Origin of the sequence: Ectothiorhodospira mobilis, assembly GCF_016584115.1 — a bacterium.
Taxonomy (GTDB): domain Bacteria; phylum Pseudomonadota; class Gammaproteobacteria; order Ectothiorhodospirales; family Ectothiorhodospiraceae; genus Ectothiorhodospira; species Ectothiorhodospira mobilis.
The window spans coordinates 1-23484 of record NZ_NRSK01000034.1; the positions used below are offsets into that span (position 1 = coordinate 1).

Annotated in this window: 20 protein-coding genes; 7 read left to right on the forward strand and 13 right to left on the reverse strand. The window is 62.8% G+C overall.

Going from position 1 to position 23484, the window contains the following annotated elements; all coding sequences use genetic code 11:
* Both CKO33_RS11370 and CKO33_RS11375 read left to right on the forward strand, forming a co-directional pair.
* On the forward strand, positions 1-1726 hold a 1726-nt coding region (locus CKO33_RS11370; RefSeq protein WP_200182361.1), incomplete at its 5' end, for a type IV pilus secretin PilQ.
* Positions 1727-1887: 161 nt separating this feature from the next.
* Positions 1888-3048 (forward strand): putative Ig domain-containing protein, encoded by a 1161-nt coding sequence (locus CKO33_RS11375; RefSeq protein WP_200182362.1) that lies wholly within the window; start codon positions 1888-1890, stop codon positions 3046-3048.
* A gap of 440 nt (positions 3049-3488) precedes the next feature.
* Here CKO33_RS11375 and CKO33_RS11380 read toward each other — a convergent pair whose 3' ends face one another.
* The 5 genes from CKO33_RS11380 to CKO33_RS11400 form a co-directional block, all read right to left on the reverse strand.
* Positions 3489-6686: a pilus assembly protein gene (locus CKO33_RS11380; protein ID WP_200182363.1), complete on the reverse strand. Its 3198-nt coding sequence runs from the start codon at positions 6684-6686 to the stop codon at positions 3489-3491.
* Between the two features lie 22 nt (positions 6687-6708).
* A complete protein-coding gene (locus tag CKO33_RS11385) occupies positions 6709-7203 on the reverse strand; it encodes a PilX N-terminal domain-containing pilus assembly protein (RefSeq protein ID WP_200182364.1) in 495 nt (164 codons plus the stop codon).
* A gap of 13 nt (positions 7204-7216) precedes the next feature.
* Positions 7217-8293: a PilW family protein gene (locus CKO33_RS11390; RefSeq protein WP_200182377.1), complete on the reverse strand. Its 1077-nt coding sequence runs from the start codon at positions 8291-8293 to the stop codon at positions 7217-7219.
* A 29-nt stretch (positions 8294-8322) separates the two neighbouring features.
* On the reverse strand, positions 8323-8823 hold the full coding sequence (pilV, locus tag CKO33_RS11395; protein ID WP_200182365.1) for a type IV pilus modification protein PilV: 501 nt from the start codon (positions 8821-8823) through the stop codon (positions 8323-8325).
* 102 nt (positions 8824-8925) lie between these two features.
* Complete coding sequence (locus tag CKO33_RS11400; RefSeq protein ID WP_200182366.1) at positions 8926-9411, reverse strand: GspH/FimT family pseudopilin; 486 nt, start codon at positions 9409-9411, stop codon at positions 8926-8928.
* A gap of 252 nt (positions 9412-9663) precedes the next feature.
* On the opposite strand from CKO33_RS11400, the gene CKO33_RS11405 reads away from it, so the two are divergent.
* From CKO33_RS11405 to CKO33_RS11415, 3 genes are all read left to right on the forward strand, one after another.
* Positions 9664-10044, forward strand: coding sequence for a type IV pilin protein (locus tag CKO33_RS11405; RefSeq protein ID WP_338081776.1), 381 nt, complete (start codon positions 9664-9666; stop codon positions 10042-10044).
* Between the two features lie 238 nt (positions 10045-10282).
* Positions 10283-10591 carry a type II toxin-antitoxin system RelE/ParE family toxin gene (locus CKO33_RS11410; protein ID WP_200182367.1) on the forward strand — a complete coding sequence of 103 codons (309 nt, stop codon included), beginning with the start codon at positions 10283-10285 and terminating at the stop codon, positions 10589-10591.
* Positions 10584-10898 carry an addiction module antidote protein gene (locus CKO33_RS11415; protein WP_090487761.1) on the forward strand — a complete coding sequence of 105 codons (315 nt, stop codon included), beginning with the start codon at positions 10584-10586 and terminating at the stop codon, positions 10896-10898. The genes CKO33_RS11410 and CKO33_RS11415 overlap by 8 nt, the downstream gene beginning before the upstream one ends.
* Positions 10899-11012: 114 nt before the next feature.
* Here CKO33_RS11415 and CKO33_RS11420 read toward each other — a convergent pair whose 3' ends face one another.
* The 3 genes from CKO33_RS11420 to CKO33_RS11430 all read right to left on the reverse strand — a co-directional run bounded on the left by CKO33_RS11420 (position 11013) and on the right by CKO33_RS11430 (position 15212).
* Positions 11013-12584, reverse strand: coding sequence for an ATP-binding protein (locus tag CKO33_RS11420; RefSeq protein WP_200182368.1), 1572 nt, complete (start codon positions 12582-12584; stop codon positions 11013-11015).
* A gap of 25 nt (positions 12585-12609) precedes the next feature.
* Complete coding sequence (locus CKO33_RS13700; RefSeq protein WP_242472603.1) at positions 12610-13545, reverse strand: RpnC/YadD family protein; 936 nt, start codon at positions 13543-13545, stop codon at positions 12610-12612.
* 104 nt (positions 13546-13649) lie between these two features.
* Positions 13650-15212 (reverse strand): ATP-binding protein, encoded by a 1563-nt coding sequence (locus CKO33_RS11430; protein ID WP_200182369.1) that lies wholly within the window; start codon positions 15210-15212, stop codon positions 13650-13652.
* A 190-nt stretch (positions 15213-15402) separates the two neighbouring features.
* Between CKO33_RS11430 and CKO33_RS11435 the strand changes: the two genes are divergently transcribed.
* On the forward strand, positions 15403-17193 hold the full coding sequence (locus tag CKO33_RS11435; RefSeq protein ID WP_200182370.1) for a diguanylate cyclase domain-containing protein: 1791 nt from the start codon (positions 15403-15405) through the stop codon (positions 17191-17193).
* 109 nt (positions 17194-17302) lie between these two features.
* On the opposite strand, the gene CKO33_RS11440 is transcribed toward CKO33_RS11435, so the two are convergent.
* Complete coding sequence (locus CKO33_RS11440; protein ID WP_200182371.1) at positions 17303-17521, reverse strand: DUF6447 family protein; 219 nt, start codon at positions 17519-17521, stop codon at positions 17303-17305.
* 177 nt (positions 17522-17698) lie between these two features.
* Positions 17699-18904, reverse strand: a complete 1206-nt coding sequence (locus CKO33_RS11445) for a Calx-beta domain-containing protein (RefSeq protein ID WP_200182372.1) — start codon at positions 18902-18904, stop codon at positions 17699-17701.
* A gap of 136 nt (positions 18905-19040) precedes the next feature.
* Between CKO33_RS11445 and CKO33_RS11450 the strand changes: the two genes are divergently transcribed.
* A complete protein-coding gene (locus tag CKO33_RS11450) occupies positions 19041-19730 on the forward strand; it encodes a transposase (RefSeq protein ID WP_200182373.1) in 690 nt (229 codons plus the stop codon).
* Between the two features lie 89 nt (positions 19731-19819).
* On the opposite strand, the gene CKO33_RS11455 is transcribed toward CKO33_RS11450, so the two are convergent.
* From CKO33_RS11455 to CKO33_RS11465, 3 genes are all read right to left on the reverse strand, one after another.
* A complete protein-coding gene (locus CKO33_RS11455) occupies positions 19820-20623 on the reverse strand; it encodes a SapC family protein (RefSeq protein ID WP_200182374.1) in 804 nt (267 codons plus the stop codon).
* Positions 20620-22929, reverse strand: a complete 2310-nt coding sequence (locus CKO33_RS11460) for a tetratricopeptide repeat-containing sulfotransferase family protein (RefSeq protein ID WP_200182375.1) — start codon at positions 22927-22929, stop codon at positions 20620-20622. The genes CKO33_RS11455 and CKO33_RS11460 overlap by 4 nt, the downstream gene beginning before the upstream one ends.
* A 144-nt stretch (positions 22930-23073) precedes the next feature.
* Positions 23074-23292: a DUF6447 family protein gene (locus tag CKO33_RS11465; RefSeq protein ID WP_200182376.1), complete on the reverse strand. Its 219-nt coding sequence runs from the start codon at positions 23290-23292 to the stop codon at positions 23074-23076.
* Positions 23293-23484 lie beyond the last annotated feature (192 nt).

Genomic DNA, 23484 nt, shown 5'->3' on the forward strand with positions numbered 1-23484 from the left:
GCCCACCACCGCGGCCGCCCCCAGCGCGCCCCCCCCGGCCGGGGACGGAAACGGCGCAGCGGCCCCCGGGGAACGGCGCATCACCCAGGTGGACTTCCGCCGCGGCCCGGAGGATGAGGGCCGGGTGATGGTGGATCTCTCCGAGGCCGGCGTCCCCGTGGACCTGGTGCGCCGGGGCGGGCGCATCGAACTCTTCTTCCCCCGCACCGCGCTGCCCGGGGAACTGGAACGCCGCCTGGACGTCACCGACTTCGCCACCCCCGTGCAGCACATCGACACCCTGCGGGAGGAGGACGGCGTGCGCATGCACATCGCCGTGCACGGCGAATACGACGCCCTCTCCTACCAGACCGACGGCGAATTCATCCTGGAGGTCAAACCCCTCACCGAACAGGAGCGGGAGGCCCTGCAGAAGGAACGCTTCCAGTACACCGGCGAGCGCCTCTCCCTCAACTTCCAGGACATCGAGGTGCGCTCCGTACTGCAGCTTATCGCCGACTTCACCGACCTGAATGTGGTGGTCAGCGACAGCGTCGGCGGCAACATCACCCTGCGCCTGCGCAACGTCCCCTGGGACCAGGCCCTGGACATCATCCTCGAGGCCAAGGGCCTGGACATGCGCAAGAACGGCAACGTCGTCTACGTGGCCCCTGCCGAGGAGATCGCCGCCCGGGAACGCCTGCTCCTGGAAGCGGAGCAGCAGGCCGCCGAACTGGCCCCGCTGCAGTCCGAGTTCATCCAGGTGAACTACGCCCGCGCCGAGGACGTGGCCGCCATCATCCAGGACGAGGGCATCAGCTTCCTCTCCGAACGCGGCAGCCTCACCGTGGACTCCCGCACCAACACCCTGCTGGTGCAGGACACCGCCGAAAAGCTGGACGAGATCCGCCAGCTGGTGACCAGCCTGGACGTGCCCGTGCAGCAGGTGCTCATCGAGACCCGCATCGTCATCGCCACCGACGACTTCGACCGGGAGCTGGGCATGCGCTTTGGCGTCACCGGCACCCGCCGCGACGGCGACACGATCTACAGCACCGGCGGCAGCCTGGAGGCCACCGACGGCATGACCGGCGAGGCCGCGGAGAACCTCAACCAGACGGGCAACCCCTTCCCCGTGGGCATCCCCGACCTGAACGACCGGCTCAACGTCAACATGCCCGTAACCGAGAGCGGCGGCAGCGGCATCGGCCTGTCCATCCTGCGCCCGGATGTCCTGCTGGACCTGGAGCTCACCGCCCTGCAGCTGGAAGGCCGGGGCGAGGTGGTCTCCACCCCGCGGGTGATCACCGCCAACGGCCAGACCGCCCTCATCAAGCAGGGCACCGAGATCCCCTACGAGGAGGCCACCTCCAGCGGCGCCACCAGCGTCGAGTTTAAGGAGGCCGTGCTGGCCACGGAGGTGACCCCCCAGATCACCCCCAACGGCAACATCATCCTCAACATCCGCGTGCAGAAGGACGAGGTCAGCCCCATCATGGTGCGCAACGTCCCCGCCATCGACACCCGCGAGGTGGAGACCCAGGTCTTCGTGCGCAACGGCGAGACGGTGGTCCTGGGGGGCATCTACGAGGTCAGCTCCCGCGAGGAACTGCTCAAGACCCCCTTCTTCGGCGACCTGCCCATCATCGGCAACCTCTTCAAGAACCGCTCCACCGAGAACAGCAAGGCCGAACTGCTGATCTTCGTCACCCCCAAGGTGGTGGAGGAATCCACGCTGACGCAGTAACGGCATCCACGACAGCAAATCCAGAACGATCCGGGAAAGGCCGGGGGGTACCCGGCCTTTCCCGGACAGAAACCATGGCACAACAGGCATCAGGGAGTCCGCACGTGCGATCGAAACCGCTTCACCCCATCCCGCTCGCCACCCTCCTCCTGGGCACGGGTATGCTAACCGCCTGTGGCGGCGGCGATAGCGACACCTGGTATCAGGACCAGGCCTACGGTATCGCCTTCGAGACCACCCGGGACACCCTGGCTGCGAACCCCCTGGATCTGCAACCCTGCCTGCGCCTGGACTGCTATCACACGGTGCAGGTGAATGTGCGGGTCACCGATGACTCCGGCCACGCCGCACCCACCGGCACCCCCGTGACCCTGACGGTACGGGACGTCAGCCGCGGCTACATCACCACCCTGGACGACCCCGAGACCGAGGACATCAACGAATTCCTGCAGGCCATGGGCTCCACCGTGGAGGAAACGGGCGGGGACGGGGTGGCCACCTTCTTCTTCACCAGCAGCGAGAACCCGGGGGACGTGATCCTCTCCGCCTCCGTCACCCCCGAATCCGGCGGCACGGTATCCGGCAACCAGACCCTGACCGTCGGGTCCATGCAGGGTACCGGCCGACCGGCCCAGAACCTCCTGTACTGGTACGAGGACTACCTCTTCCCGGCCGGGTTCGGCGCTCCCTCCACATCCCAGGCCACCCTCGTGCTGCTGGACGAGGCCCTGGGGTCTGTCCAGGATCCGGCCGAAGGGGTGAACAACATCCGTGCGGAGATCTTCACCGGTACCGATTCCGGCGAATACCTGGTGGCCACAGCGGCCGACGGCAGTTCCCAACAGACAGGTCCAGACAAACCTTATATCACCACCACCTCCGAGGACGGCCGCGCCCGCATCTCCCTCAAGGCCGGCAACACTACGGGCTTTATCGGCATCCGCGTCACCACCGACCGGGCGGACAACAACGTGGACAACGGCATCGACCAGCCCGTAGAGGACGCCGCCAGCATCGCCGTGGTCACCTCCGTCACCGGCTCCCCCCTGAACATCCTCACCGAGGAGACCCTGCCGGAAGGCACCATGGACGATTCCTACGCCGTCCTGCTGGAGGCCAGCGGGGGCACGGTGCCCTATACCTGGCGCCGTACCCAGGGAGATCTTCCCACCGGCCTGACACTGGATGAAACCGGTGTGATCCACGGAACGCCCAGCGAGACCGGCAACGACTGCTTCATCCTGCAAGTAGAGGACAGCCAAAGCCCGGTGAAGGACGCCCTTCAGAAACGGTTCTGCATCGAGATCAGCGAAACCAATTGATAAAGCCTTCTGCGGTGGGACGCTTGCCCCGGACTCTCCCTGGCCAAGCGTCCCCCGGCAATCAGACAGTTCATCTCATCGCACCATCACCCTGATCTCATGGACCACCTGACCACCGCTGGGGGATGCAGTCAGCTGACAACGAACATCCATACCCTCACGGAGTGCGTTGATACGGATGGGCTGTCCTACCTGATCGAACACGGAAACGGCATCCGACAACGCATACCCCCCGGAGTCCAATTGTATGGATGAACTCCCCAAGGCGGTGATCCGCCCATCGACGTAGGTTTCAGCCTGCCTGTGGACAGATTCTTCCGATTCAGCTGGCGGCATCTGAGCGTAGGCAGCAGTAACAAAGCCCCCGGCCAAGAGCAGAGTGCTCACCATACTGAAAAAGAAGATACCCCGCCACGGGAGGGAGATATATTGACCATCACTCATTGAAGTTGCTCCCAAGACATCCGCCCCATGCTCTCCGGGCCAGGGTTTTCCCGGACGACCTGAAGGCCATCATCCCCCGAAATGTACTTGAATTCGCTACCTTCCCCAGCCATCACGCCAGGCATATCTGCACCCCCGACGTCCAGCCTCTTACCGGATGCAGGCACCTGGATCTCCTCACCCTCTCCTTCCTCAACGGTTACCGTAACATAGTCTCCATCGTCGAAGTTGCTATCGTCATTCAGATCGAAAGGAGAATAGCTCAAACGACCGCCGTTGATCGCATCCAACTCCATAAGCCACCCTTGCCCACCCGGTCGGCAGGGATCTTCCCCAGGAATCAGCGTGGTAAAGAAGACCCGACCAGCACGCAACAATGGAGCGGTTACGGCGATCTCACCCACGCTTCCCGAGCCTGGTGGTGCAAGATCGATGTACCAGCCCTTGTCTTCTGAACCCAGGGTGTAGTCGCTGGTCACGCGCAATGAATGGCTGTTTCCCTCGACGGTGAAGGCACTTTCCACCAGGATTTCCTGCTCCAGAAGATCCCCCGGAACCAACGTGTCGAACTGGTTGGCCGGAAGATCTTCATCCAGTACACCATAGAATCTCTGCATTTGCGGCGTATCGCCTACATTACCATCGCCATTCTCGAGATACTTCCCTGTACCAAAATAGAGCATGACCGCACCGGGTTTGTTTGGAGCTCTACCCACCTCTGGACGCACGGTAATGGGCTGCCGGCTGCTATCGCATGGTGTACCCGAACAGGCGCTGAAGAGTGGTTCATAGTCCTGCCCCTGGGCAAAAGGAATTCCCCACTGGTTGGAATTGCCGTCATCCAGATCGAAACGCCATAAATTACCCTGAAGATCGCCGGCATAGACCCGGTCGACGATATAATCTCCATCCACATCCACCGGGCTCACCGTTGCCAGACCATTTGGCGTGGCAATGGAACCAACTCCTGTATCGATTTTGCGGATCAGCGAACCGTCCGCGATGGACACAATATATAAAACAGCGTGGCCGGTGGCGCTGGAATGATCATCGGCATGGGTATTGTTATAGCCATTACCAAAGATAACCCCCCACTGCCCATTGTGCAGCCGGACGATATTTGGCTGACTAAAGGTATAACCAAGGTCTGCATCGTCGGCATCAGTAAATTCCCAGAGCACGGCGGAATCCGCATTCCCTTCTGAGAAACTCGCGGTGGTCACATCGAGTGCATAGATACCCTGACCACCCTTATTGAGTCCACCTACAAGCACGGTATGCCAGCCACCATCGAAATAACCATCGGCGACGGTCGGTGAGCCATCCACAAAATAGCGATGCGCGTAATCCGTTTCCGTCAGTTCAACCAGATTCTCAAAGACGGGACCAGGCACATAGGCCATGCGCTCCTCCCCCGTTTCGGCATCAAAGCCGTGGAGCATACCGTCGTTGGCTCCGACATAGATCATCGGGGTACGGTCATCTTGGTTTTCCGCAAAGGTCGAGTATGGGGAGGAATCCTCTGGCTCCGTGGTATCTCCATTCCAATCGTCGGGATAGTTAAATGGTGGCGCACCCATAAAAACCGGGTTGGAATTGACAATATCACCAAGAAGTGCGTCTCGATTTCGATAACTCCCGCCGCTGGATACCTCTTGGGACTGGTCACCACGCAGGTAGTCCAGCACGGCCTCACTGCCCAAGGCGAGCTGTTGTGCCGCGCTCAAGTCATTCCAGGCGAAAGGCACACCTCCGTCGTTATAGGTCATGATGGTACGCGAGCCGACCGCTGGGATTTCTTCCGCAGCATCCCACACCGCACCTTCGGTAGCGGATCCGTTATCCAACAGGAAGCCATAATCCTCACTGTCTACATCCGACTCAATGGCGAACGCCAGCAGCTGCCCCGTCCAGTTGGATGAGTTGTAGCGGGCCTGGAATACCCGGGAGCCGCTGGCAATATAGCCGGTATTCGAGGTAGCGGAGGCGGAACTGCTGCTGCGGGCCGCGATGTCAGAAATCGCGGCTTGCAGCGCGGCCGAGAGCTCAGCGGCATTCGCAGCAGTAAGGTATTCCCCATGACCGTACTCGGCTGCGTCCTCAAGCATCCGGTTCGCGGTGGAAAAACCGATGGTATATGTACCCATATTCTGCTGTTCGAACGCAGGGTCGTCGAAGCTCATTCCGGCATCGTCCGTGCCGCCGGTTCTCAAATCGATATCCCAGCCGAATTTTGCGATGTCATCGAGGTAGAGAGAATACCCCTCGTCACTTTGATCCCCATCCGGCTGAAACCCATCAGAGTATTGCGGAAAATCGGGATAATCTCCCGGATCCGTATCCGGAGAAAGGCCATCCCAATCCGGTAGTGCCCTTCCATTTGATTCAGCCGGATCATTTCCGGGAAAGGTCATATCGTAGGTCGGCAACCCATCGGAGATCACCACCGTAAAGTTCTTCTGGCAACGGTACTGGATCGGGCTGGTAAAATCATCATTGGTATAGTACGCATCCATGCCACGGAAATACCGGGTGATTTCATACAATGCCTCGGCCAGTGGGGTGTTTGTGCTCGCACTGAAGTCAGCGATTTCCGAAGTAATGTCAGATACAGAGGACCCACAGTAGGACTCGATGCGGGCCCCATGACCATAATTCCAGTAAGATGGACCGAAGAACTGAGCCACTCCAAAACGCATACCCGGGGTATTCTCGACCAGCTGCGAAGCCACTTCCTTAGCCACCTGCATCCGTGTCTCAGTGGGAATGGTTCCGTCAGTCAAATCCGACCCATGAGGATATATTGAAAAAAGATAGTTCAGATAATTTCCAGAATAACGGGTATCTTCACCTCCGACTGGATCGGGAAGACGAATATATTTCCCATTACCTCCTCGCTGGCCATAAAAATAGTTATTATAATAACTATGCTCATACAGACTCTCAAGGTAGACATTACCGTCCGAAGAATTCCAATTATAACTCCAGTCTGGATAAGTGGTCCTTGGGTCATACCCCTCCGCCCATATAATGTTATCCATACTGCCGGAGGTATCGATCAGCAGCATGACATTGGGCTCCGCGCTGGTGGCCGTGGCGAGTGGGGCATCCGCCAGATCGAGCGGTGCCGCCATGAAATGGGCCGGTGTAAGCGCCGTCATTACCGCCAACGCGATGGAGAGGAACCGATTCATTACAATTAACCCCCGGCCGTCATCAGTTGTAGCGCTTGGCATAACGGGATCGCAGAATGATGACCGCATTGTCGGTACCCCCGGTACCCCGGCTCGTCGTACGGTAGATATAGCGGCCTGTAACCGGACCGGTCCCGATCCGGAGCGTATCACGCAAAAAGGCCTCACTTTCGCTCACATAGCGCGGGGTGGTGGCGACGATCTCAAAATCCACCTCCCGGGTGTTGCTGTCATTGGTCCACCAAACGTGGGACTGAGCGGTAAGGTCGTCAGGCAAATCTCCGATTTCCTGGATCCAGGACGGTTCAGTCACATGTGGAGCGATACCTTCCTCGGCTTCCCGCAGTGCAGCCTCGGCGGCCTGAAAGGCAAGATCCCGATCCCGAAGACCGCCCGTCATCCTTTCCTGAAGCGTAGTGGTCTGTATCGTCGTGATACCGGTTATCGTAATAATCAAAAGGATCAGCAGACCGATGATCAGGGCCGACCCGGACTGTTTATTCGGTTCAATAAACACTATTCAGACCCTATCATTTAAGGCGGTTACGCAACGACACAGTCTTCGTAAAAACATGACGCAATCTGCGGTCCGTTCCTTCCATATCTTGCCCATCAAAACGGTATTCCTGCACGTTATCGATTACATTCCCTTCATGCGACCGCGCAACAAACGAATAACGTACTGCCACAACTCTAGCCCAATCCGCCATGGACAGTTCGCTGGTATCCCGATAGGTATCAGCAACAAAATCCTCGTCCTGATCAATGCCAAATTCAAAGGCCAGATCCTCGATATCGCCGACAAGCTCCTCAGCCTGCATGGTGCCGCCCTTACCCAGCATCCGGCGATAGAGGGAAGGCTCCCCTGCCCTGTCTCGTCCGACATAATATACTGCAGCATACATGGAATAGACCCAAGCGTCCTCTCCATAGGTTGTGCTCAGATTATTGCTGAGATTCAAAGCACTGGAATGGGTAAGTGTATCTTTAGTTCCACTAACAGGATTATTTGTGATACCAAAGGCATCGGCAGTCTGGCAATCCGTAATAAGCGCAACAGTGTTTTGTTCAAGCCCGCAGGATTCGGCATCCGCGATCTTGATATTGGCGGATTGATCTCCCATGAGCGGTGGCACCACCCTCCCGCCAGGGCATTGATTGGCACGGCGTATCAATACCGCTTCGGTATTAGGCATAACGTCGCCTTCGTTGCTGCCCATGGCTAGTCCTAATGCGCCCAGATCTGAGGGAAGTGAGCTGCCGATGGCATATGCGCGCAACTCATTATCTACCGAGATGTTAACCGCCTCACTAACATCCGAAGGGTATTTGTTGGAACTGGCGTCCACGTTGTTAGTGAATTCCAGCTCGCTTTCGCCTAAACACCCGAAAAAACCCGCCATGCGCAGATCATGGGAGAGAAAATGATCAGCAAACCGGCCGTTTTCCTGAACAACGGAAGAGGCCTCTGTGGTGCGGTAGGTCTGCTTGCTTCCAGTGAAGATTTGGATGATAGCGGCAATCAGTAACAGACCGAGCAGCATAGCCACCATCAATTCGGTCAACGTCATTCCTTGCTGCCGCATTCCTGTCAGAAACGAATGCATTCGATACCTATCCTTACCAGGAAGCATAATCATAGCCGGACCCCTATCACCAAGCGGGTCGTGTTACCGTCCTCATCATCCTGCCACCAGATCTTGATCGCACGAAGATCACCGCTACCGCTACATGCAGCCGCTCCCAGACTGGTTCCATCGTCAGGGCTGGAGTCCCGACAGACGGTACCAGTGGCATTGGGGATAATGGCACCCAAACGTATTTTCCATGTCCAAATATCGTGTTCCGCCATCTGCTGCGGTGTGCAGCCTGTAGCGGTCTCACAGTTACCGTGTTGTGCTCCATTGATCCCATCGTATTCACCATTCAGCGCTGCCTCACGATTGGCGCGCATCCGGTCTGCCAGATCATAGGCCGTGAGCATCATCTGACTACGAACATAGGAACTGGTGTTATTTTTCAAAGCAGTCCCATGCAATGCAGCGACTCCGAGAATCCCTATGGAGAGCACCACCAAGGCCACAAGGACCTCCACCAGGGAAACACCGCTGTTGCGTTTCCAGTTTGGTTCGGTCATGGACAACTCCTGGAGCCCCCACACATTTTCCCGCGAAATGACTCATGAAACCGGAATAGGAATCCGAAAATGGAGGGTGGGCACACCGGACCTAACGGGTTTTCATCCGGTATCACACGCATCCCCCGACACAGCAGCACGCCCCGTGGGCAGGATCTGCACGCTGCGTACGCTGCCCTCCCCCGTACCCGAAAGCTGGAAACACCCAGAGTCCCCGGCCAGTCCCGACGGTTCATAGGTGATCCGGTCAGGGGACTGGTCCAGCGTGAGCCTGCCGGCGCCCGGCCCCGGAATGAAGCGGAGCACTTCCGAATCCGACCGCTCGCCATTGCCGTCGGTGTCCGTCCAGACTACCCAGCCCTGCATCCAGCCCGCCTCCTGTGCAGGCTCCACCATCACCTCCCGTCCCCGCTTCAGGGCCTCGCTGCGGGCCAGGGTCATGGACCGCAGCAGGTCATTGGACAGGGTAGCCAGCTGATTCTGTTCCATCATCCGCTGGAATCCGGGGATGCCGACAGTCATAAGGATCACCAGGATGGCGATGGTCACCATGATCTCGACGAGGGTAAAACCGGATTGGCGACGCATGGCGATCATCGAAGCTCGGGGATTCGGCCGGAACGGTCAGGGAGAGGGGGACGTATGGGGATACCGTTCATGACGGGGGTATCATAGTGCGGCACTGGGGCCAATGCCTGTATTGTAGACTATGAAGGAAGCCCCCCCTGCCGGAGATCCCATCGGCCCGATCGCCGGACGATGGGTACCGACCGAATGCGGGATGGCTCCCGCGCTTTCCGCTACCCTGGCCCAAACAGGCCGGTCCAGAAGGAGGAGAACGTGAACCAGCACACCCCCCGGGGCTTCACCCTCATCGAGGTCATGATCACGGTGGCCATCATCGGCATCCTGGCGGCCATCGCCTACCCCTCCTACACGCGCTACGTGGAACGCACCCAGGTCTCCGACGGCAAGGTGGCCCTCTCGGAGGCGGCGCAGCGCCTGGAGCGTTGCTACACCAGCACCCTCACCTACGAAGACTGCAACATCGCCGAAGAATCCCCCGAGGGCTTCTACACCCTGGCGGTGGAGGAGGTGGACGCCTCCAGCTATACCCTCACCGCCACCGGCGCCGACGGCCGGGTGGCGGCGGAGGGGGCCGAATGCCACAGCCTCACCCTGGACCACCAGGGCACGCGCACCCCCGAGGCCTGCTGGTAGGCCAGCCTCTAACGGAGCGTGCACGAAGCATCCAGGGTCTCCACCTGGAAGGCCACGATCTGGCGCTGCTCGCGGGAGAACTCCACACCGATCAGGTGGATCGGCTGGCCGGCGGCGCAGAGGACATGGGCGCTCCGGCGGGAAGACCTTGGCCATCCGGGGCAGGATAACGTGGGGCAACCACGCGCCAGTGTTAACCACAGTTGACACTCATTTAACTGTCAACTAAAGTGGGCAAGTGATCGAAATAATAAAAACCGATGTCTTCGATCAGTGGCTGCGCGGGCTGCGAGACACCCGCGCCCGCGCCAGGATCACGGCGCGTATCCGGCGTCTGAGCTTGGGCAATCCCGGCGACGTGAAGCCGGTCGGGAAAGGCGTCTCCGAGCTGCGCATCCCCCATGGCCCCGGCTACCGCATCTACTACATCACCCGCGGGCCGGTGATCATCATACTGCTCTGCGGTGGCGATAAAGCCAGCCAGTCCCGCGACATCGAACAGGCCAAAGCCATTGCCGCGCAATGGAAGGAGTCACCCCATGACTGAGCAAGCCGTCACCTTCAGCCACTACGATACCGCAGACTACCTGGAGAGCGAGGAGGACATTGCCGCCTACCTCATGGCGGTGATGGAGGAGAACGATCCCGCCCTGCTCGCTGCCGCGTTGGGGGACATCGCCCGCGCGCGCAACATGAGCCAGCTTGCCAAGGAAGTGGGCATGAGCCGGGAGGGGCTCTACAAGGCCCTGTCCGGCGAGGGCAACCCGGCATTTTCCACCATCAGCAAGGTGGCCAACGCCCTGGGACTGCGCCTGACGATCGAACCCCTCTCACGGCCCAACGCCCAAGTCTGACCACCACCTCCCCTACTCAGCCACTCAGAAGAGCAGGAGCGGTGGGTACCTGGCACCTTTTTCGTGCCGAAAAAGGTGCCAGGTACCCACGAGGCACTGGTACCCACGAGGCGCTCAAACGCCCTCCAGGGTCTCCACCTGGAAGGCCACGATCTGGCGCTGCTCGCGGGAGAACTCCACACCGATCAGGTGGATCGGCTGGCCGCCGGCGCGGTATTTGTCCGCATAGCCCCTGGCCTTGATCTGCTCCAGGGCGCGGCCCTCGGGCAGCTGCTCCACCACCTTGAACTCGAACAGGTAGATGTGGCCGCCGAAGGTCACGGCCATGTCCACCCTGCCATGGTGGCTGGCATCCTCCACCGTCACCGGCACCCCCAACGCGGCGAAGTGGCTGTAGAAGACGCTGGCATAGTGGCCCTCGTAGCGGGCAATGGGGTTGTTGCGGTACCAGTCGTGGGGCAGCCCGGCGTAGAGGGCCTTCAGATGGGTCTCGAGCGCGCTCAGGTCATGATCCTGCAGGGCGTGCAACAGCGTCATGCGCTCCCTGGGGCCCGCATCCAGCCCCAGCACCGGCAACAGGGCCTGGTTGAGGCTGGTCTCCACCTCATGGTTGGGATATCCCAGGGTGTAGAGCCAGTAGCCGGTCAATGGCTCCTCAACGGCATGGGCCGTCAGGTACCCGGTCTGGAACAGCAGCGCCTCGGTGGCAATATGATCCACATCGAACCGGCCCAACAAGGCCGCCTCGGTCTGCCACTGCTCCAGTTGCGGCGTGAAGACGCCCCGCTCCCGCAGCAGTTCCACCAGAAAGGCGGGCGTGGCGGATTCGAACCAGTAGGGGCCGAAACGGCGCTCCTGGAACAGCAGCAGGACATCGAAGGGGTTATAGACCGAGGGCACGGACGCATCGCCCCAGCGATAGCCGTTGTACCACTGACGGATCTGCTCCCGGTCCAGCCCCGGCAGTTCGGGGGCGAAGACGCTGTCGATGTCCGCGTCGGTATAGCCGCAGATGGCGGCGTAGTCCCGCGACAGGGTGATGTCCCGCAGATTGTTCAGCCCCGAGAACAGGCTCACCTTGCTGAACTTGGACACCCCCGTGAGCAGGACGAATCGCAGATGCGGGTCGGCGTCCTTGAGCACGCTGTAGAGGTTCTTCAGCCCCTCCCGCAGCTCCCGGGCCCGCGCGGGATCCCGGAGGTTGTCCAGGATCGGCTTGTCGTATTCGTCGATGAGCACCACCACCCGCTGTCCGTGCTGGCGGTGGGCGGCCGTGATCAGGTCGCTGAAGGCACCGGTAATGTCCGTGTCGGCCGCAGCGGGCAACCCCAGCGCCTCCCGGTTCCGGGCCAGCTGGTGACGAATGCGCACGTCCAGTTCGCCCCGATCCTGCAGGACCCCGCTGCCGAAACTCAGCCGCACCACCGGATGATGCGCCTGCCAGTCCCAGCGGTCGTGGATATAGAGCCCTGCAAAGAGCGGGGCCCGCCCCTCGAACAGGCAGTGCAGGGTGTCCAGCAGCAGGCTCTTGCCAAAGCGCCGCGGCCGGGAGAGGAAATAGTACTTGCCCTCCTCCACCAGACGGTGGATCAGCGGCGTCTTGTCCACATAGTAATACCCCCCCTCGCGCAGGTCGGAGAAGGTCTGGATACCGATGGGCAGCTTGCGGCGGGCGGATGGGGGCATGGACCTCCGACGGGACGACCCGGGCTCAGTGCTTGTCTTCAGTGCACAGGGCCCGAACATCCGGGACCGTCAGACCAGTGGCTTGAGCAATCTGCTCATCCGTGAGCACACCCAGCTTGATCAGATTACGCGCGGTCTCTTCCTTGGCTTCCCGTTGGCCTTCCTGACGCCCTTTCTCAATGCCCAGCTTCTCACCCTTCTCAATACCCAATCGCTCGATCGTATTCACATAAGGCATACGTTTCTCCTCCTGTATGGCATAGACTGCCTGAACAAACCCGGGTTCCAGGGATCTCGGCAGCTGGACCATCCAGTCGATCATAATGAACAACTGAATCACCTGCTCCCGGCTATAGCCCCGCTCATACAGAAACCGGATCAGGGCAATCTTGACGTCCCTGCGCCGGACACCGTCCTTCACCCGTTTGGACTGGATCTGGGCCATCACCACCAGGGCAAAGACGTTCGTGCTGGCTTCCAGCTCCGACCAGCGGGCCTCCCAATCCATCAGCTTGGCCGTGGGGTAGGTAAAGATCAGCTCGCACCCCCAGCGCTGGTAGCGGAAGGTGTTGGGCCGGAAGCTTTCGCGGGTGTCGGCCAGCACCGCCAGACTCACCACGTCCACCCCGTAGCGGTCCCGCAGTCGGTACTGGTAAGTGTACATGCGCTCGGCAAAGGCCTCTTCCGGCTCGCCCTGCACCTCAACGTGGATCAGCACCCACGTTTCGCTGCCGTCCCGGGCGTGGACCTGGATCAGTTTGTCGGCGTAGCGCCTGCCAGTGTTGGCATCCGCCGTGATCTGCTGCAGTTCCTTGTCCAGGAAGCTGTATCCCTTCGCCCAGTCCACCTGCGCATGGATTGACGGGAACAGCAGATCCAGAAATTCCTGAAAGTACCCTTCCAACGCCATCTTCCACGGGCTGTCATGGTCGGCTGCTGAAGAGGTCGCCGTTTCGCTCATGCACACACACGCCTCATTTGGACACTCCAAGCCTACCATGGCGCCGCCTGGATACGTCCACGCGCTTGCTGGTCACCTCTTTTCTGCTGAAGGACTCAAACGCCCTACAGGGTCTCCACCTGGAAGGCCACGATCTGGCGCTGCTCGCGGGAGAACTCCACACCGATGAGGTGGATCGGCTGGCCGGCGGCGCGGTATTTGTCCGCATAGCCCCTGGCCTTGATCTGCTCCAGGGCGCGGCCCTCGGGCAGCTGCTCCACCACCTTGAACTCGAACAGGTAGATGTGGCCGCCGAAGGTCACGGCCATGTCCACCCTGCCATGGTGGCTGGCGTCCTCCACCGTCACCGGCACCCCCAACGCGGCGAAGTGGCTGTAGAAGACGCTGGCATAGTGGCCCTCGTAGCGGGCGATGGGGTTGTTGCGGTACCAATCGTGGGGCAGCCCGGCGTAGAGGGCCTTCAGATGGGTCTCGAGCGCGCTCAGGTCATGATCCTGCAGGGCGTGCAACAGCGTCATGCGCTCCCTGGGGCCCGCATCCAGCCCCAGCACCGGCAACAGGGCCTGGTTGAGGCTGGTCTCCACCTCATGGTTGGGATATCCCAGGGTGTAGAGCCAGTAGCCGGTCAATGGCTCCTCAACGGCATGGGCCGTCAGGTACCCGGTCTGGAACAGCAGCGCCTCGGTGGCAATATGATCCACATCGAACCGGCCCAACAAGGCCGCCTCGGTCTGCCACTGCTCCAGTTGCGGCGTGAAGACGCCCCGCTCCCGCAGCAGTTCCACCAGAAAGGCGGGCGTGGCGGATTCGAACCAGTAGGGGCCGAAACGGCGCTCCTGGAACAGCAGCAGGACATCGAAGGGGTTATAGACCGAGGGCACGGACGCATCGCCCCAGCGATAGCCGTTGTACCACTGACGGATCTGCTCCCGGTCCAGCCCCGGCAGTTCGGGGGCGAAGACGCTGTCGATGTCCGCGTCGGTATAGCCGCAGATGGCGGCGTAGTCCCGCGACAGGGTGATGTCCCGCAGATTGTTCAGCCCCGAGAACAGGCTCACCTTGCTGAACTTGGACACCCCCGTGAGCAGGACGAATCGCAGATGCGGGTCGGCGTCCTTGAGCACGCTGTAGAGGTTCTTCAGCCCCTCCCGCAGCTCCCGGGCCCGCGCGGGATCCCGGAGGTTGTCCAGGATCGGCTTGTCGTATTCGTCGATGAGCACCACCACCCGCTGTCCGTGCTGGCGGTGGGCGGCCGTGATCAGGTCGCTGAAGGCACCGGTAATGTCCGTGTCGGCCGCAGCGGGCAACCCCAGCGCCTCCCGGTTCCGGGCCAGCTGGTGACGGATGCGCACGTCCAGTTCGGCCCGATCCTGCAGGACCCCGCTGCCAAAACTCAGCCGCACCACCGGATGATGCCCCTGCCAGTCCCAGCGGTCGTGGATATAGAGCCCCTCAAAGAGCGGGGCCCGCCCCTCAAACAGGCAGTGCAGGGTGTCCAGCAGCAGGCTCTTGCCAAAGCGCCGCGGCCGGGAGAGGAAATAGTACTTGCCCTCCTCCACCAGACGGTGGATCAGCGGCGTCTTGTCCACATAGTAATAACCCCCCTCGCGCAGATCGGAGAAGGTCTGGATGCCGATGGGCAGCTTGCGGCGGGGTGCAGAGGACATGGGCGCTCCGGCGGGAAGACCTTGGCCATCCGGGGCAGGATAGCATGGCCAACCCCGCGGTCTTGCCCGGAGTCTGTCGCCCCCGGGGCTGTACCCCACGGCCCGGCAGGATCGACCCAGGAATGGGACAGGCATGCTACAGTCATTAATTAGACTCTTTCCAGCCACCAACCGGGGGGGGGCACACGCCATGAGCCACAGGCATCCCGACCCGCCCGACCTGGAGGTGCTGCAGGAGAGTGAATCCCGGCTTCGCGCCCTGGTGGACGGCGGACCGGCCCTCATCTGGACCTCGGGGACGGACGGGCAATGCGACTGGTTCAACCGGGTCTGGCTGGCCTTTACCGGACGCACCCTGGAGGAGGAACGGGGCTACGGCTGGACCGAAGGGGTCCATCCCGATGATCTTGGCCCCTGCGTGGAGACCTACACCCACGCCTTCGAGCGGCGCGAACCCTTCAGCATGGACTACCGGCTGCGCCACCACAGCGGCGAATACCGCTGGATCCAGGACGACGGTCAGCCCCGCTACAGCCCGGGGGGCGAATTTCTGGGCTATATCGGCCACTGTCTGGACATCACCCGCCGCAAGCATGCCGAGACCATCAACCGCCTGCACGGCCAGGTGCTGCAGCAGGTGCTGGACCGGGCCGCCCTGCCCGACATCCTGGCCACCATCACCCGGGGGATCGAACACCTGCTGGACGGGTGCTGGGCCTCCATCGAACTCCTGGAGACGGACGGGCGGCATCTGCACCTGGGGGCGGCACCGGGGCTCCCCCAGGGGTTCCGCCGCTTGTGCCAGCGCATCCCCGTGGGGGAAGGCAACGGCTCCTGTGGCACCGCCGCCGCCCTGGGCCGACGGGTAATCGCCGCGGACATCGCCACCCATCCCCATTGGCAGGCGTTCCGCCAGGACGCGCTGCGTGAGGGCATCGCCGCCTGCTGGTCCGAACCCGTGCTCGATTCCCGGGGCCAGGTCATGGCCACCTTCGCCATCTACCGCTCCCGCCCCGGGGATCCCGATGCGGCGGAGATCCAGACCGTGGAGGCCTTCACCGGTCTCACCCGACTGGCCATCCAACAGTGCCGCCAGCAGCAGCGCCTCGTCCTCAGCGACACCGTCTTCCGCACCGCCGGGGACGCCATCTTCGTCACCGACGGCGAAGGCCACATCCTGGACGTGAACCCCGCCTTCACCACCCTCACCGGCCATCCCCGGGAGGCGGTGCTGGGCCAGGACCCCAGCCTGCTCAAGTCCGGCCGCCACGGCCCGGAGGTCTATGCCGCCCTGTGGCGGGCCCTGCGGGAGAAGGGGGAATGGCAGGGGGAACTCTGGAACCGCCGCCGGGACGACAGCCTGTTCGCCGCCCACACCGTCATCCGCGCCGTGCCCGGCAGCGACGGCGAGGACCGCCGCTACGTGGTGGTGTTCTCGGATATCACGGAGCGCCTGGCCCTGCAGGCCCGGCTGGAGCACAGCGCCAGCCACGACCCCCTCACCGGCCTGCCCAACCGCGCCGTCTTCCAGGACCGGCTGCAACAGGCCATGGCCCACTGCGACCGCCACCCCGGGGATTGGGTGGCGGTGCTTTTCATGGATCTGGACGGCTTCAAGACGGTGAACGACCGCTACGGCCACGCCGCCGGCGACCGCCTGCTGATGGATGCCGGCCGGGGCATCTCCACCTGCCTGCGCCAGGGGGACACCCTCGCCCGCCTGGGCGGGGACGAATTCGCGGGAATCCTCGTGGACCTGGACAGCCACGAGGCCGCCCACCCCATCCTCGAACGCATCCTCATGGCCTGCCGCGGGGTGCTCCAATCCGGCCCCGGGGCCGAGGTCCTGTCCGTGAGCATCGGCGTCACCTTCTACCCCCAGGACACGCCCGTGGACACGGACGACCTGCTGCGCCAGGCGGACAACGCCATGTACCGCGCCAAGCAGGCCGGACGCGACCGGTACTGCCTGCACGAATAGTAAGCCATACCCCGGTAGGTACCTCCCACGGTAGGTACCTGGCACCTTTTTCGGACGAAAAAGGTGCCAGGTACCCGAGGCGGGTACGCCCGAGGCGCGGTACCGGGGATTACTGCTCCGTCTTGGGCAGCTCCGCCTCCAGGGCCCGGGCATAGGCCGCGCGGGCCGTCTGGCAGATGGCCAGCTGCTGCTTCAGGCGGGCGATCTCCTGATCCGTGACCCGCAGGTTCATCACCTGGTTGCGGGCGTTCTCGGACAACTGATCCAGCGGATATTCCGTGCCGTCGATGGTGATGCTGCGGGGGTTCTGGGTTATGTCTTCAGCCATGGGGATCAAACCTCGTGCATCCTCGAAAGGAGATGAAATGGACCGTGCAGTCTAGCAAGACTCCATCTCCGAACATACCGGTGAGCCGGCATACCGGCAGGTACCTACCGGTAGGTACCTGGCACCTTTTTCGTGTCGAAAAAGGTGCCAGGTACCATGAGAGCCCCATGAATGCACTCAGGCCCAGAACCCGTCCTCATCCACGATGGTACGGGTGGCGATGAGCTCCTCCACACCGGGGCCGAAGCTGCCCCCGTCGGGATTGAACACCGCCAGGTGGAAGGTCTCATCGGTCTCCACCTGCGTGTCTCCCACCACCTCCACCGGGATCGCGACCTGGTCCTCCCCCGGATACAACACCAGCCGCCCCGACACCGCCAGGTAATCGCTGCCGGCCCCGGCCGTGCCGTCCCGGGTCTCGAAGTCCACACTCACCCACTCATCGGGGGTTTCACGCGCCCCCGTGAACTCCAGGAGGAACCAGGCCAACGACGTGCCTTCGTCCCCCTCCACCACTGCCTGCTCCACCTCCCCCGGCCGGGTCGGGGCATCCGGATGGCGTGAGCGCAGGGCACGATCGATCCACTCCTGCTCCCGGCTCACCCGCTGGAAGGCCATCACCTCGCCGAAACTGCTGTTGGCCACCCCATCCACATCCGGCTCCACCCCATGACGGCTCAAACTGGCCAGATAACTGGCGATCCCGGCCACCCGGTCCCCGATGAGGGCGGGCCCGCCGCTGTCTCCCGGGGCGATCATCCCCTCCTCCAGCCCCAGGCCCTGGTCATACCGCCCCATGAGGATCCCCGAGGCATCGTGGGCCGAGGCCCCGTTATCGAAATCCGCGATCAACTGCGTGCCCGGCTCCGGCGCCCAGGCCAGACCGCCCCCCACCGCGTCCACCAGGGCCCCCACATCGGCATCGAAGCGATTGCCCGCCTGGAGCCGCAGGGGCTCGCCGCCATCGTCTTCCCAGGCCCCCTCCTCACCCGTGCCCGGCAGGCCATAGCCCACCAGCGTGAAAACCTGCCCCACCTCATCCGCCCCGCGGTACAGCCCGTGACGCGCCGCCCCCACCGGGGCCGCCCCATCCAGCCAGACCAGGGCCAGATCCCGGTTATTGTTCCCCGAATCGTACCGGGGATGGACGAGCACCTCCCGCGCCGTCTGCGTCCACACCTGACCGCCCACCTCAAAGCGGACGCGAACCCCGTCCAACCCCCGCTCGAAGAGATGGGCCGCGGTGAGCACGGCCCGCCCCCCCTGCAGCAGCACCCCGCTGCCGTAGTACCCCTCCACGGACACCCGCACCACCCCGTCGAAGGCCGCGCCTTCGGAGGCCGTGCTGCGGGGATCATTCCAGGGGAGTGTGGTGGTGACCATGGGTTGTATCTGGGTAGGTAGGTACCTGGCACCTTTTCCGGCACGAAAAAGGTGCCAGGTACCGATGGACGGGTAACGATGAACGCCAACGCTGAGTATGCTATAAGGCCCCTCACGGAGAAAGGACGCTCTGGAGATGCCGCGCAGACCCCGGCTGGAAATCCCCGGAATGGCCCACCACGTGGTGCAAAGGGGCGTGGACCGGCAAGCCGTCTTCTTCGACCCCGGGTGCTGCCTGGTCTATCTCCAGGCCCTGCGGGAACAGGCCGGCAAGTGCGGCGTACGTATCCACGCCTGGTGCCTGATGACCAATCACATCCACCTCCTGGCCACACCCGATGAGCCGGGCGGCCTCGCCCGACTCATGCACGCCCTCAACCGCAGCTATGTCCACTGGGTGAACGCCCGCTATCGGCGTATGGGCCCCCTATGGTCCGGACGCTACAAATCCGGCCTCATCGGGGACGATGCCCACCTGTTGACCTGCATGCGCTACATCGAACTCAACCCGGTGCGTGCCCGCATGGTGGACCATCCGGATGCCTATCCCTGGAGCTCCTGGCACGCCAATACGGGTCGCCGGCATTCCACCCTGATCACCCCCCACCCGGTCTTCTGCGCCCTGGGGGCGGGTCCGGAAGAACGCCATCGACGCTATGCCGAATGGGTATTGGAAAGTCAGGACCCGTCGGACGATGAACGCCTGCGCACCGCCACCCGCCAGAACGCCGCCTTTGGCAGTGAGCGCTTCATCCGTCAGATCGAGCGCATGACCGGACGTCGGGTGACCCCGCGCAAATCCGGGCGTCCGCGTGGGAGGGGATAGGTGGATCGGTACCCGCTGGATAGGTACCTGTCACCTTTTTCGTTCCCGAAAAAGGTGACAGGTACCGATGGACGGGCACTGCCGATAGGCTAATCGAAGTCGAAGTCGAACGCGATGTCGTCGCCCTGACCACCGAACAGGCCATCCAGGGCCTCGTTCTGCTGCGCCGCCTGGCGCTGTGCCAGACGCTCGGCGAGGTGCGCCGGGGCACCGGCGCGGAGCTTACTGTATTGATGCCCGTAGACCATCCGCCAGCCGCCCAGGACGTGCAGGTCGGCGGCGTCCTGTGGGGTCAATTCCCCCAAGCGCGCGGCATCCAGTTGATACCAGTCGGCCATCCAGGCCGGTACTTCCTCGCTGCCCAGGTTCAATGCCCAGGGGATGAACAGCCCGCGTTCGGCGAGGCGCTGGATGACCTGCTGATCCCGCGCCTGGCGCTGCTGATAGCGTTGCAGGGCCTGGAGACGCTTGCGGCCCGCCTCGGTCCATTGGCCCTCGGTATCGAGGAGCGGTTGTTCCGCAGCGGTGGTGAAATGGGCCTCGGCCTCGGTGTCCAGGGCCAGCGCCGGCTCCCCCGGAGTTCCGTCCTCCCGGGGCAAAGCCACCAGCCGCAGCGGGTAAAGACGCAGGGCCAGCGGCAACTGGTGGCCGAACCAGCGTCCGGTGATCGGGTTGATCAGCGCCCGACGCTCCCCGGCACGGGCGGGCAGGGCCAGCCGGTAGGTATCGCCCCGGCGCTGAAAACCCACCGGATACCATCCCACCAGGCGCATCAACTCGCCACTGCTCACCGGGATGGCCTCCCAATCGGCGGCGAATGCGAGGGGCCGCTCCGGGGGTACATACCCCTTGCCCGCATCCTGGCCGGCCTGAAGCGGTCGATAGCGGCTCATACCTCCTCCTGTGCGTTGTCCCAGGGGGCGGACACCTCCGGATCGAGACGATCCAGCAATGGCCGCAGATGGGCCTCGTAGCGCCGCCATTTCTGCCGGCTGCTTTGATAGATGGGCTGGCGCACCTGGGAGACGCTGGCGGTGCGCACCGCGCGTTCGGTCTTGTGGAAGTCGCGCACGCTATCGTCCCACTCCACGCCTACAAACTCCAGGAGTTGGCGGGTCATGCCTTCCTGATCGGCCACCAGTTCCTCGTAAGTGAGCTCGAACAGGGGCAGCGGCAGCACCTCCCGCCAGTGCGTCATCATGCGGTGGTAGTCGTTGATCTGCTCGGCGATCTTTTCCAGATCAAACGCATAGCCCATTCCACCGTTTTTAGCCTTGAAGTTCTGCTGGAAATTGGACAGCGCTGTATCCCGCGGATCGCGCTGGATGTGGATGATCCGGGCCCCCGGGAAGATCAGCGCGATCAGTCCCAGGTGCATGAAATTATGGGGCATCTTGTCCACCACAAAGGGGTGCTCGGTATCGTGCTGCCCCAGGCCGCGCAGATAGAAGCGGGCCGCCTCCTCACGCAGATGCGGCGTGAAGGCATCAAGGCAATCGGGATACGGTTTGCCGTTCCGGATCACCCGGGGCATGAGCCGGCTGAGGCGGGCCATCAGATCCAGTTCCCCGGCGCCAAAGATATCCGGATGGGAACAGAGGATCTGTTCGGTCAGGGTGGTGCCGGAGCGGGGCATGCCCACCACAAAGATGGGGGTCCGGTCGCTCTTGCGGATGGCGGGCTGCCTGGCGAAATACGCACGGGTATACGTGGCCTTCAGGACGTCCACCTGGCGGCGGAAATGCGCCGGATCGTAGGCCAGTGTCCGGTCGGTGAGGCGGTTGCCCTGCTCCAGGTAATGGAAGGCGCGGTCGATCTCCCGGCGTTTGTCATAGATCTCCGCCAGGGCAAAGCTCATGGTGATGCGCGCCGGATCGGGCAGGAGCGGATTGTCGGCGATGCGCTCCATCCGCTCCAGCGCCGCCGGATCCTCCGGCAGATGCTTGGCGTTGACCATCTGCGCCAGGGCCATGGGATTGATCTCGGCAGCCTCGGCGAACAGTTCCGCCGCCTCGTCCAGTTTGCCCGTCCACAGCAGGGTCTGGCCGAGTTGGGACTTCAGGCCGGCATGACCGGGATAGGTCTCCAGCAGCTCACGCTGGATGGCCTCGGCTTCGGTATAGCGGCCGGCCTCGCAGTAGAGGCCGGCCCGGGCCAGCTTGAGGCCATTGGCCTGCGGGTGCGCTTCCTCGACCTCGTCCAGCAAGGCCTCGGCCTCGGCATGGCGGCCCATCTCCGTAAGGGCATGGGCCTTACGTTGGAGATGGGGTGCCGGGTCCTCGGGGTCGAGGCGGAGCAGGTCGTCCACCACCGCGATCACGCGGCCATGCAGATCGCGCTGGGCGAAGAGATCGGCCAACAGTGCCCGCAGACGCAACTGGGCGGCACGGCTGCACACTGGGGCGTTCTCGTTACCGTTTTCGTCGCCGCCCTCTTCCCCTTCGCATGCATCCGTCCGGGGTCCCTCCACCTCCTCGGCGGGCAGCAACACCTCCCGCACCCGGTTGATGGCCTCCGCCAGACGGTTGTCGTGGGCCAGCGCCCGGACCAGGCGCAGGCGCAGATCGGTGTTCTCCGGATCCTCCGCCAACTGGCGTTCCAGTTGCTCGATCACCTCATCGGTACGCTCCAGGGCCATCAGCACCCGCTGGCGCGACTCCAGGGCCTTCTCCATGTCCGGCTTATGCCGCAGGGCGATGTCGTACTGCTCCAGGGCCTCGTCCAGGCGCTGCTGCCGCACCAGGATCCCGCCCAGATTGTTGTGCCACTCAGCGCGCCCGGGTTCGCGGTCCACCGCCTCCTGATAGGCCTCACAGGCGGCCTCAAGCTGCCCCAGGGCCAACGCCGCCGCCCCCAGCCGGCCGTGGGTCACAGCATCCACACTGCCCTGCCCGATGGCCTGTTTCAGTGTGGCATGGGCGCGCTGGGCCTGGCCCAGGAGCAACAGCGCAAGGCCCAGGTCGCTGAGATACGCCCCGTCATGGTCTGCATCCTGCCCGCAGGCCCCCAGGGCCGCCTGCAGATAGGGACGGGCCGCCTCCTGGGCACCGTTCAGGGCCAGGGAGATGCCCTTGAGGAACACGGCATGGGACGACGGCTGCTGGCCCTCGGCGGACAGGTCCTGCAGCGCCTCCAAAACGGCGCTGTGGTCACTGACCGCCTGCCAGCGGCGCAGGGTCTCGATCGGGGGGAGTGTCATGGGTGTTTTCTTGCGTTAGGAAGGCGCAGCGACCTGACGGTACCTGGCGCCTTTTCCACGGGAAAAGGCACGGGAAAAGGTGCCAGGTACAAGGGATTGCACGGGAAAAGGTGCCAGGTACAAGGGATTGTACCGCGGATTGGATTACTGCTCCGTCTTGGGCAGCTCCCCCTCCAGGGCCCGGGCATAGGCCGCACGAGCCGTCTGGCAGATGGCCAGCTGCTGCTTCAGGCGGGCGATCTCATGATCCGTGACCCGCAGGTTCATCACCTGGCTGCGGGCGTTCTCGGACAACTGATCCAGCGGATATTCCGTGCCGTCGATGGTGATGCTGCGGGGGGTCTGGGGCGTGACTTCGGCCATGGGGAGCTATCCTATAATGAGGTTAAGCGAACCTTCTATTGTAGCAAGATGCTTTCTGGGAAAGTAGGTACAGCCTTGTCCAACGACACATGAGCCTGAAGGAGGGACGTGATTCCAGCGTGAAGTGAGCCTGAAGGCGGTCGGGGTTTGGGATCATCGGAGGATGATCCTCATGCTCAAGACCCAAGGACT